Here is a 9,867-nt window from a genome sequence, read left to right as displayed (position 1 = left end):
CGGCGCCATCCGCCCCTCGATGCCACTTCGCTGAACCCAATCCTCATGATCACTTCTGTCAGTCACCTCTGCGCAGCAACCTGTGCAGAGCTTCCCTAGTGAGTGGACAATGAACTTAATGGAGGCAAAAGACTCATCGACCGTCGAGTTGATGCATGCCTCAACCGGCTTCTGGACCGAAGTTTTGAGCATGGCGCGCCGCGTCATAAATGTCATTAGAAGTTGCGCCTTCGCATGCCTGCTGACCATAGCGGTCTTGGTTCATGGTGCGGCGTCGGCGGAATTGCGCTCTGGAACGCTTGAACTCGACCCATCAAAGACACTGATTGAATTTCGTTTGCCGGGTGCCTTACACACTACACATGGAACTTTCAAACTTGAACGAGGAACCATCATCGCGGACCCCGCTACTGGAAAAGCTGGCGGTTCCATCGTCGTCGACGCCAGGAGCGGCGACACGGGCATCGGCGCGCGTGACAATGAGATGCGAGAGAGTGTTCTCGAAGTTCAAAAGTACCCGGAAATCACTTTCACGCCTCAGCAGGTCACCGGTCAGCTAGGGACCGACGGTCAGTTTCAAGCGAGGCTGCAAGGAGTGCTGACACTTCACGGGGCGGGACACCAAATCGTTATAGAGGTTCAGGGGCGGCTCATCGGAGACGGGCTGATCGCCACGTCTCATTTTTCAGTGCCGTACGTCGATTGGGGTCTGGAAGACCCGAGCGTCCTATTTTTAACTGTGGCGAAGCAAGTCGATATCGAGATCGCCACTGCGGGACATGTCGTCTGGACGCGACCAGCCAACTGACCCAACTGTCGCTTCTCAAAACTTGGTCCGGCTTGAATTCCTTCGCAAATCCAGACGTGTGCCCGCTCATAATTCTGTGTGGCCTGAAAACATTGGAGTTTTGTGCCGACCGTTTTATGGTGGCCGGCATGCTAACGATCCTGTCCGCGATAGTTTCTCTGCTCTCCTTCCGGTTTCGGCGCCGGGCCTCCCTGGAACTGGAGGTGTTGGCCCTCAGGCATCAGGTGGCCGTTCTCCACCGGCAGCGGCCCGACCGACCGTGGCTTCGTCAGGGCGACCGCCTGCTGTGGGCTTGGCTCTACCGAGTTTGGCCGCGCTGCCTGAAGGTGATGGTGCTGGTCAAGCCGGCGACCGTGATCCAGTGGCACCGGCAGGGCTTCCGCAGATATTGGCGCTGGCGGTCAAGCTCGCGCCGCCCCGGACGGCCGGGCGTGAATCGCGAGATTCGTGAGTTGATCCGACAGATGAGCGTTGCCAACCCGCTGTGGGGTGCGCCTCGGATTCATGGCGAAATGCTAAAACTCGGCATCGAGGTCAGCCAGGCAACCGTCGGGAGACATATGGTCCGGCGGCATGGTCCGCCCTCACCAACCTGGCGGACCTTCCTGAGCAAACATATCGACGGCATCGCCGCCATCGATATGTTTGTGGTCGTCACAGCTGCGTTTCGTCTGCTGTACGTGAGCGTGATCCTCGGCCATGCTCGACGGAAGATCCTGCATCTGAACATCACGCAGCACCCCACCGCAGGTTGGCTCTCCCGCCAAATCACAGAGGCATTCCCGTGGGACACCGCGCCCCGGTATCTGCTGCGCGACCGTGACGCATCGTATGGCTCGGACTTCCGCTGCCGGGTCGAAGCGATGGGCATAACGGAGGTCGTTACGGCACCACGCTCACCATGGCAGAACCCATACGTCGAGCGTGTCATCGGATCGATCCGGCGCGAGTGCCTCGACCACATCGTCATCTTCAACGAACGTCACTTGAGGCGGGTACTGACCTCGTATCGAGACTACTACCATCGGTCGCGGACCCATCTTTCCTTGCAGAAGGACTGTCCCGACCCTCGCCCCGTCCAATCGGAGAATCGGGCCAAGGTGATCGCCATCGAGGAGGTGGGCGGCCTTCACCATCGTTACGAACGGCTGGCAGCCTAATTCGCGACGGCTGATCGCGTGCACGGCCGCGTCCCTGTCCAATCACGAACTGGCGTGCCGCAGGAGAGCCAAAGAGACTGTCCTTGGGGACTCGTATTTGAGTGGAGAGCACGGCGTCTCCGCTAGCTTGACCGCCAGAGCCACCAAATCGATCGACGGATTATCTTCAATTTCGAAACGAGCGAGCGAAGCCAGGTCGTTGAGCGAGCCCAGCACGCGGCGGTTCGCGGTCACGCCGATCGCAAACGAACCCATCTCTCGCACTTCCCGGCCCACCATATCCGGCCCCGCGCCGATGCCTTGCAGCACCGACCGAGCGGCATCCCGAAAACGCGGACTGAAGGAAGACGCGCCTCTGGCTTCAACAATCACCGGGAGCAGCGACCGTTCACTAATGCAAATGATAAGCGGCACGTGCCTGACGAAAACCAGATTGGCATACCAGTTGCCGAGGCGATTGGTCGGTGAAGGCGGAACAACGATCGCTTCTGCGCCCAGGCGTTTCAGGAGTTTGCGAGTACAGCGGATAGTCAGCACGTTCCAGACGGTTTGGATTCAAGGGTGTGTCGGTTGAGTCGCCTGATCCGCCGGCTGACCAACTGAAAATACCCTCCAGCTTCTCCAAGGCTCGACTATCGCACGCATTTGATGTTTTGAGTAGGCACAGGACCTTACCACCCTCGCAATGACCCAGAGAATCGAACTGCCCCCGCTCTGGAGCGCGCAAGAGCGTGCTCTGGACATTCCATAGCTCACGCCGGCCGAGCTGCTTCCACGCGTCCTGGCTGGGTGCGTCCCGGATTCCCGCTAGATGTCGGCCGGTTCGCAGATGGACATGCCAAAATCGCGAACAGAGAATTTTGAGCGATTTTTGCCGTCAGCCGCGGCCGTTGGCATTCTCCGGGTCCACGGCTGCGCGTGAATCGCGCCTCACGCGCCGATTTCATCGCTTCTCCAAAATGTAGGGAAACATGCCAGACTGATTGGCGGAGAGGGAGGGATTCGAACCCCCGGAGCCGTTAGGCTCACCTGATTTCGAGTCAGGCCGGTTAAACCAAACTCCCGAACCTCTCCGCGACAGACGAGCATCGATGTTTGTTGCCGCGCAGTCAAGCTGACCCTGGCTCGGATTCGTCCGCACGCCACTCGTCCACGAAACGGCGCGCTTGGAACATTCTCGATCGGACGATTTTCCGAACTCAGCTGAATCTGATCCAGCCGGAATTTCCGGGTCGCGAGCTACTCGTGGCGCAGCGTATACAATCCTGCGAAGCCCGGCGGACGCCATCCACCGTTCGCGCACGCATTGCACACCACGTACTGCTGGTGGCGCCCGTCCTCGACGCCCGTGAGCGCGACTGCGCTTTCTGTGGATACGGGCTTCTTGCACGCGACGCAGGTCGCCGTCAGCGCCTTGTTCTGCTTGGCCTTATCACTCGGCATCGCGGCCACACCACTTTTCTGAAAATCTCATTTTAATTTTAGCACCAACGAGTTCTTTTATATATTTTCCGCCACGTCATCCACCGCGCCGCGCGCGAAAGAACTCGCGCATAATCTCGGCGCACTCGAATTCCATCACCCCACCGACGACTTCCAATCGATGGTTCAGGCGGCCGTCTCTGCCGATATCGTACACCGACCCGAGCGCACCTGCCTTGTCATCGCGCGCGCCGTATATAACCCGGGCGATTCGCGCGTTTACCATCGCACCGACGCACATGACGCATGGCTCGAGCGTGACGTAAATCGACACCGCCGTCAGCCGGTACGTTTTGAACGTCGATGCGGCCGCGCGGATTGCCAGGATTTCCGCGTGCGCGGTCGGATCGATGAGCGTAATTGGCTGGTTATGCCCCGCGCCGACGATTTGCCCATCCGCAACCGCGATCGCGCCGACCGGGACTTCACCCTCCGCCTCGGCGCGGCGGGCTTCGGCAATCGCATCGGCCATGAACTGCATGTATTCAGCGGTCGCCATCTGACTCCTGCTGGTACGGCTGCTCCGGCGTTCACATACTAGATTGACACTGGCGAACCCTCGCACCAAGATCGATCGAGGAGGTCGCTGATATGAAAAAGCTGTTCGCAATCGCGACCCTTCTGGTTTTCGGTGCGGTCAGCACCACGTTTGCCGACACTCGCGTCAAAATCAAAGACAGCGATCACGCACGCGCGGAAGCGGACCTGCACGCCCCCAACGATCATCCGAAGACCCAGGTCGTCCCCAACGACCAACTCCAGGTCGTCGTCACGGACGACGTGATTGCGCGTTCGTGTTGCATGCCGCCAAGCCTGGTAGTCGGGGGAAAAATCACCAATGTCAGCGACCGGCCGATCGACTATGTCCGCCTGCACTTCGCGTTCGAGGACCGCAACGGCAAAGTCCTTCACGGCGAAAGCCTTTACAACCATCATGCCGAAAGCCTCGCTGATGATGCGTGGGTGCAAAAAATCCTGAACGAGAAGCCGCATTTCGAACCGCTCCGGCCGGGTCAGAGCGACACGTTCCGGTTCTCGGTTCCATGCTCCGAGCTGCCGGCGTTCTCGAAGGTCGAGCTGTTTTCCAACGACATCAAACAGTGAAAAGTAGTGCGCCGCCCTCCCCGGTCGCTTGATGGCTGATATCGGTGCAATCGAAGGCAACTCGGCGATGACGGCGATCTGGTCCGCTTCACGAACCCTTTTCGCGAGAAAGCGCCCTTCTTAACCTGATCTGTTGAAAGATCGCCAGCAGGACGACCGGAGCTAGTACTGCGGCGGTGGCCATTGCCCAGACTTTGATCGAGGCTGTTGGGTACACCCACAAATGTCCGGGCACAATAATAAAAACCGCCATCAACGCAGTCCTGAAAATCATGCCGAGAACGGTCGCGGGTGTTTTTGCCATGTGGAAACTCGATCAGACCATTTCAAGTCGTTTCAGCGCAAACAATAATCTGCCATACCGCAGAAACTGGACGGTTATGAAGGCATTCAAAAAGAAAACCAAGAGCATCAGCAAAGGCTGACTGAGCCATAGCATAGCCTTGATGGTCACAATCTCCGCAAGGCTAGCCGCAATGACCGAGTAAAAGAGCTTTCGTTCTGCCACGGATTCGGCCGAGAAGGCGGATACGGCGCCACAAAGGCCGACCAGGATCGGCATTGCGACGCTTCGCAGGATCGTGAAGGGGAACGGGCTCCTCAATCCCCAATACGGTATCCGATACGCGAGCGCGAATTGCAGTGCGAACACTACGAGCAAACCCAGCGTAGTATAAGTTGCCGTCTTTAGGGATCGCATGATGCCAAATGCCCCGCTTTCGTGTTACCGCTATCGCTGTAGCGGAGGAGTCGGCGCCTCCGGTGTTCGCTCCCCCGGAGGAAGATGTTCACCGAAATCAGGGAACTGCCCGCCATGAGCCTGTGAGTAGCAGCCGATAAGGCCGGCCGCTTCAGGTAGGCACGTGCCGGCTGCAAGCCCGCATGCTGGCAGCCCGCCCCCGAGGCAAAGAGAGCCATAGACCCCGCAACCCATGACCGCGGGCGCAGTTAAGCTAAGAAACAGCCCTTCGCAGACGGAGAAACTTAGCGCCCCCGACGGCGCGGCGTGGAGCTCCGGCGGGGGAGGCCGCTCGATGCTTTGGATCAGCTGAATGGCTTCCGACGCCTGCGTGGGAGTCAGATCGTCGGCTATTCCCAAAATCGGATAGATTGGGTGGCGGTGGTGCCTCATCTGGTATGGTATCGGCGGAGCCGAGTTGCCGCGGCCGAAAAGGTCATCCCAAATGCTCTCGAAAATACTCGGGAGCGCAGCCAACGGAATCGGAATGCTGTATTCGGAACCGATGGGGAGAAGATACCATCCGCTCGTCGAACCGAGGGATTCCGCGCCTAAGAACGCTTCAACCGGGACCGCCTCATCGCTCAACGCTTGCTCAAGCCCATTGACCCCCGACCCCGAGCCGTGGCCGGACCCAAAGTTGCCGAACCCACCATAGCCGCCGCCATTCGGAGGGCCGCTCCAGCCCTGTTGACCGACCTGCGACATATACCGCATTCTCCCCTGTAGCTTGATGCCTGAACTCGGCGCAATCGAACCGGCGGCACTCAAGGCCCGCCTCGACAGGGGCGATCGGGTCTTCATCCTCGACGTCCGCGAGCCGGCTGAAGTTGCTGTCGCGCCCTTCCCCGGCGCTAGTCACATCCCGATGGGCGACATCCCCTCGCGCCTGACCGAGCTCGATCCCGGCCGCGAGATCGTCGTCGTATGCCATCATGGGATCCGCAGCGCGCAGGTCGCGATGTACTTGGCGCGGATGGGCTTCGAACGCGTGCTCAATCTGTCAGGTGGGATCGACGCGTGGTCCGAGACCGCCGATCCGACAACTCCTCGCTATTGAATGCCTCGCGCTACTAACCCGATGACTAACGCGTCATAATGCCCAATGGAAATCCCGCGATGACTTACCTGGCAGCCGCAATCCAGATGACCGCCGGACCGGACAAGGCGGCAAACCTGGAACGGGCCGAACGGCTCGTCCGCATCGGCGCCGCTCGCGGTGCAAACCTGGTCGCGTTGCCCGAGGTCTTCAATTGGCGTGGCAAGCGGAGCGAGCAGGCGGCTGCGGCAGAAACGCTCGACGGTCAATCGCTCACGCTGATGTCGCGGCTGGCGCGCGAGCTGCGAATCCACCTCGTCGCAGGATCGATCACCGAACAGGCCGCCGGCGAGTCGCGATGCTACAACACGTCGGCGCTGCTCGGCCCCGACGGTGGCCAAATCGCCGTGTATCGCAAGATTCACCTCTTCGACGTCGATCTTCCCGGCCGCGTGACGGTGCGCGAATCGGATTCCAAACTCGGCGGCGCGCAGCTCGTCTGCGCCGCAACTCCACTTGGCGCGATTGGACTCAGCATCTGTTACGATCTTCGCTTCCCGGAACTCTATCGCCGCCTGACATTTGCCGGCGCGCAGGTTATCGCCGTGCCAAGCGCGTTCACCTTCCCCACCGGCGAGGCGCATTGGGAGCCGCTGATCCGCGCCCGCGCGATCGAGAACCAGGCGTATGTGATCGCGCCCGCGCAGTTCGGTCCCAATATCTACGGCTACAGCGACTACGGCAATTCAATGATCGTCGATCCATGGGGACGCGTGATTGCGCGCGCGGCGGATCAGGAAGGCGTCGTGGTGGCGCCGATCGATCTCGAGTATCAGGACCGCGTGCGGCGCGAACTGCCGGCGTTGCAACACGCGCGCATCCGGGCCGATCGCGAGTGAAGCGATGCGCCAGGGGATCGCATGAACAGGCATAGGCTCGGTCTTCTAGTTGTCACGCTCGCTCTTTCAATCACCGCGCCTGCATTCGCGGATGATATGGCCGCGATGGGTGATATGGGGGGCCACGACATGGCGCCCAACGCGATGGGCGGTCGGATGGGCATGGGTGCGCACATGGTGATGACGGCCTCGCGTCCGCAAACGCCCAATGACATCGAACGTGCGCACGACGTAATCGACACGCTTCGCCGCGCGCTGGTCAAGTATCACGATTCCAGAGCGGCGTTGTCGGAGGGCTACCAGATTTTTCTGCCGACGGTTCCGCAGGAGGTTTACCATTTTACCGACTACGGCGCCGCATCACGGGAATACAGCGGCCATTTCGATCTAACACGTCCCGGCTCACTGCTTTACGTGAAAAATTCGAGCGGCGATTACGTTTTGGTCGGCGCGATGTATAGCGCGCCCGCCGACTACACATCCGATCAGCTCGACGCGTTGATTCCGCTGAGCGTGGCGCATTGGCACGCTCACACCAACATCTGCCTGCCCAACGGAATCACGCTCGACGACCTCTTGCGCGGCGATATCGGCGCGACCCATCTCGACATGCCGGGCATGATGCCGCCGGGGTCAATCCGGTCCGCACCCGCAATCAACCGCCGCCTGGGTTTCCTGGCCGACGGACGCTTCGGATTCACCGGCAAAATCGCCGACGCCGCCGAGTGTGAGGCCGCAGGCGGTCATTTCCTCAAACAGGCGTTCGGCTGGATGGTCCACGTCTATCCGTTCAACGGCGACGACTTGAAAGTTGCATTCGGCACCAGCGTACCGAAGCCGCCCGCCAACTGAGGCAGGAACCAACGCCGCGAATCTCCTGAAAAGCGCCTTGACGCCGCGCGCCGGGCGGGTTAAGCAGGCTTGGCGTCGATGCTCTGACGAACTGGGGCGGGTAACCTGCGCAATTGCGGCGGCAGATGAAATTTCAGCTCGATAGCTGATCAAAGCCGCATTGGGCTCCGCGCTGCGTGACTCGCCACGCTATCGCAGTTAGTATCTTTGACGCCCAGCGCTTGCGCTTGAAGGATTTTTGTTATGGCTGATGGACCGCTGATTGGTTTTCGCGTTCTTGATCTGACAGCCGTCATTTCGGGACCGTTTTGTACGCAGTTGCTCGGCGACCTTGGCGCCGACGTCATCAAAATCGAATCGCCCGAGGGCGACTCGATGCGCCGGGGCGTCGGTCCGCAGCGGGGCGGCCTCACCGCGTCGTTCCTGAACTTCAACCGCAACAAGCGCAGCATCGTGATCGACATCAAGAAAGAGCACGGCCGCGACCTCGTGCGCCGGCTCGCGGTGAAGGCCGACGCTCTGGTCGAGAACAATCGCCCCGGTGTCGCCGAGCGCCTCGGAATCGGCTACTCCGACATTCGTCACGCCAATCCCAAGATCGTCTATTGCTCGATCTGCGGCTTCCCGCCCAAGGGCCGCCTGGCGAATTTTCCCGCCTACGACCCCGTCATCCAGGGCTACTCCGGCATGGCTTACATCCAGGGCGTCAAAACCGGTCAGCCCACCGCCGTCAAGATGGCGCTGGCGGATAAAGTAAGCGGGATGACTGCGGCGCTGGCCGTAGTTAGCGCGTTGCACGCCGCGCGCGCCCGTGGCGTCGGCCAGTACATCAAGGTCCCGATGCTCGAGGCGATGATGGCTTTCACGGCCAACGATTCAATCTACGGCTACACGCTGCTGCCCGAAGACGAGTTCAAGCACCTTGCGCCCAAGAGCACCTCGCTGGATCCTTTCAAAACGAAAGACGGATGGCTCACGATCGCACCGTTCACCGAGGCGCAGTCAAAGCGGCTGGCCGAGGCGGTTGGACATCCCGAATTCTGGCCCGAGACCTCGGATCGCGCCGAGCGCGGGCGTAGTTTCATGCGCGGTCTGGCAAAGCTTTTCCCCGAAAGAACCACCGCCGAATGGCTGCCAGTGCTCGAGAAGGCCGACATTCCATGCGGCCCGGTCCACAACTACGAAACGCTCCTGCAGGATCCGGAAATCATCGAGAACGAAAGCTTCTCGATTTACGAACATCCCAGCGCGGGCCAGGTGCGCGCTGTGAATCCCGGTGCGCGATTTTCGGAAACGCCGATGAAGATGTGGCGCGTGCCGCCCAAACTCGGCGAACATACCGACGAGATTCTGCGCGAGGCCGGAATCGAACGTAGTCAGGTCGACGAACTTCGCGCCGCCAAAGTGATCATCTGAGGGTCCCCTCTAACCAGTTCTAACAGGGACAAAGTCCCGCATCTTCTCTTGATCCCGGGTGCAGGGGTCACCCCTCCCCGTGGCGACGGCAGCGCAGTATTAAGCCGTCGGCAGGGGCCGCGCCCGCCAACGGCGGGCGGCCTTAATACTGGGTGCAGGGGTCACCCCTGCCCGTGGCGACGGCAGCGCAGTATTAGGCCGTTGGCAGGGGCCCGCGTCCGCCAACGGCGGGCGGCCTTAATACTGGGTGCAGCGACTGTGTTGATAGTCAAGCGGGATTTGGGCATGGAGCACTCCAATGAGTGCGATGTTTAAGCATCGCATTGAGGATGGTTATGAGTTTGCGCATGCAGGCGACCAGCGCGAGC

Annotated in this window: 12 protein-coding genes, 1 tRNA gene and 1 pseudogene; 7 read left to right on the top strand and 7 right to left on the bottom strand. The window is 60.4% G+C overall.

The genetic code is table 11. The features are described from left to right. Window positions 1–109: 109 nt before the first annotated feature. On the top strand, window positions 110–808 hold the full coding sequence (locus ABSB13_RS15895; protein ID WP_428110237.1) for a YceI family protein: 699 nt from the start codon (window positions 110–112) through the stop codon (window positions 806–808). A gap of 128 nt (window positions 809–936) precedes the next feature. Continuing rightward, the gene (locus ABSB13_RS15890; protein WP_428110235.1) at window positions 937–1,968 is read left to right on the top strand and encodes an integrase core domain-containing protein; all 1,032 of its coding nucleotides are present in this window, start codon (window positions 937–939) and stop codon (window positions 1,966–1,968) included. Between the two features lie 42 nt (window positions 1,969–2,010). Here the strand turns inward: ABSB13_RS15890 and ABSB13_RS15885 are convergent, their stop codons facing one another. From ABSB13_RS15885 to tadA, 4 genes are all read right to left on the bottom strand, one after another. Beyond that, window positions 2,011–2,505: a DUF6933 domain-containing protein gene (locus ABSB13_RS15885; RefSeq protein ID WP_428110234.1), complete on the bottom strand. Its 495-nt coding sequence runs from the start codon at window positions 2,503–2,505 to the stop codon at window positions 2,011–2,013. A 447-nt stretch (window positions 2,506–2,952) separates the two neighbouring features. Then, window positions 2,953–3,042 (bottom strand) — tRNA-Ser (locus ABSB13_RS15880). A 165-nt stretch (window positions 3,043–3,207) separates the two neighbouring features. Beyond that, window positions 3,208–3,411 carry a hypothetical protein gene (locus ABSB13_RS15875; protein ID WP_428110233.1) on the bottom strand — a complete coding sequence of 68 codons (204 nt, stop codon included), beginning with the start codon at window positions 3,409–3,411 and terminating at the stop codon, window positions 3,208–3,210. Between the two features lie 76 nt (window positions 3,412–3,487). Then, window positions 3,488–3,949: a tRNA adenosine(34) deaminase TadA gene (tadA, locus tag ABSB13_RS15870; protein WP_428110232.1), complete on the bottom strand. Its 462-nt coding sequence runs from the start codon at window positions 3,947–3,949 to the stop codon at window positions 3,488–3,490. A gap of 92 nt (window positions 3,950–4,041) precedes the next feature. On the opposite strand from tadA, the gene ABSB13_RS15865 reads away from it, so the two are divergent. After that, on the top strand, window positions 4,042–4,554 hold the full coding sequence (locus ABSB13_RS15865; protein ID WP_428110230.1) for an FxLYD domain-containing protein: 513 nt from the start codon (window positions 4,042–4,044) through the stop codon (window positions 4,552–4,554). Between the two features lie 88 nt (window positions 4,555–4,642). On the opposite strand, the gene ABSB13_RS15860 is transcribed toward ABSB13_RS15865, so the two are convergent. Beyond that, a complete protein-coding gene (locus tag ABSB13_RS15860; RefSeq protein ID WP_428110229.1) occupies window positions 4,643–4,858 on the bottom strand; it encodes a hypothetical protein in 216 nt (71 codons plus the stop codon). 12 nt (window positions 4,859–4,870) lie between these two features. Then, window positions 4,871–5,116: a hypothetical protein gene (locus ABSB13_RS15855; RefSeq protein WP_428110228.1), complete on the bottom strand. Its 246-nt coding sequence runs from the start codon at window positions 5,114–5,116 to the stop codon at window positions 4,871–4,873. 910 nt (window positions 5,117–6,026) lie between these two features. Between ABSB13_RS15855 and ABSB13_RS15850 the strand changes: the two genes are divergently transcribed. The 4 genes from ABSB13_RS15850 to ABSB13_RS15835 all read left to right on the top strand — a co-directional run bounded on the left by ABSB13_RS15850 (window position 6,027) and on the right by ABSB13_RS15835 (window position 9,499). Further along, on the top strand, window positions 6,027–6,353 hold the full coding sequence (locus ABSB13_RS15850; RefSeq protein ID WP_428110227.1) for a rhodanese-like domain-containing protein: 327 nt from the start codon (window positions 6,027–6,029) through the stop codon (window positions 6,351–6,353). Between the two features lie 38 nt (window positions 6,354–6,391). Further along, on the top strand, window positions 6,392–7,231 hold the full coding sequence (locus ABSB13_RS15845; protein WP_428110225.1) for a carbon-nitrogen hydrolase family protein: 840 nt from the start codon (window positions 6,392–6,394) through the stop codon (window positions 7,229–7,231). 105 nt (window positions 7,232–7,336) lie between these two features. Next, window positions 7,337–8,083 carry a hypothetical protein gene (locus ABSB13_RS15840; RefSeq protein ID WP_428110224.1) on the top strand — a complete coding sequence of 249 codons (747 nt, stop codon included), beginning with the start codon at window positions 7,337–7,339 and terminating at the stop codon, window positions 8,081–8,083. A 243-nt stretch (window positions 8,084–8,326) separates the two neighbouring features. Then, window positions 8,327–9,499 carry a CaiB/BaiF CoA transferase family protein gene (locus tag ABSB13_RS15835; RefSeq protein WP_428110223.1) on the top strand — a complete coding sequence of 391 codons (1,173 nt, stop codon included), beginning with the start codon at window positions 8,327–8,329 and terminating at the stop codon, window positions 9,497–9,499. 268 nt (window positions 9,500–9,767) lie between these two features. On the opposite strand, the pseudogene ABSB13_RS15830 reads toward ABSB13_RS15835, so the two are convergent. Then, window positions 9,768–9,867, bottom strand: a pseudogene (locus ABSB13_RS15830) (IS110 family transposase); the annotation flags it as partial.

This window comes from Binatus sp. (SeqCode) (genome assembly GCF_050013435.1).
Lineage (GTDB): Bacteria > Desulfobacterota > Binatia > Binatales > Binataceae > Binatus.
The sequence above is the reverse complement of the archived record's forward strand: the minus strand, read 5'-3'. Positions and strand labels throughout refer to the sequence as shown.

Excerpts from the sequence above, each read along its gene's own strand:
- ABSB13_RS15895 (WP_428110237.1), top strand. The coding sequence starts at position 110 with ATGAACTTAATGGAGGCAAAAGACTCATCGACCGTCGAGTTGATGCAT.
- ABSB13_RS15890 (WP_428110235.1), top strand. The coding sequence starts at position 937 with ATGCTAACGATCCTGTCCGCGATAGTTTCTCTGCTCTCCTTCCGGTTT.
- ABSB13_RS15875 (WP_428110233.1), bottom strand. The coding sequence starts at position 3,411 with ATGCCGAGTGATAAGGCCAAGCAGAACAAGGCGCTGACGGCGACCTGC.
- tadA (WP_428110232.1), bottom strand. The coding sequence starts at position 3,949 with ATGGCGACCGCTGAATACATGCAGTTCATGGCCGATGCGATTGCCGAA.
- ABSB13_RS15865 (WP_428110230.1), top strand. The coding sequence starts at position 4,042 with ATGAAAAAGCTGTTCGCAATCGCGACCCTTCTGGTTTTCGGTGCGGTC.
- ABSB13_RS15860 (WP_428110229.1), bottom strand. The coding sequence starts at position 4,858 with ATGGCAAAAACACCCGCGACCGTTCTCGGCATGATTTTCAGGACTGCG.
- ABSB13_RS15855 (WP_428110228.1), bottom strand. The coding sequence starts at position 5,116 with ATGCCGATCCTGGTCGGCCTTTGTGGCGCCGTATCCGCCTTCTCGGCC.
- ABSB13_RS15850 (WP_428110227.1), top strand. The coding sequence starts at position 6,027 with ATGCCTGAACTCGGCGCAATCGAACCGGCGGCACTCAAGGCCCGCCTC.
- ABSB13_RS15845 (WP_428110225.1), top strand. The coding sequence starts at position 6,392 with ATGCCCAATGGAAATCCCGCGATGACTTACCTGGCAGCCGCAATCCAG.
- ABSB13_RS15840 (WP_428110224.1), top strand. The coding sequence starts at position 7,337 with ATGGGTGATATGGGGGGCCACGACATGGCGCCCAACGCGATGGGCGGT.
- ABSB13_RS15835 (WP_428110223.1), top strand. The coding sequence starts at position 8,327 with ATGGCTGATGGACCGCTGATTGGTTTTCGCGTTCTTGATCTGACAGCC.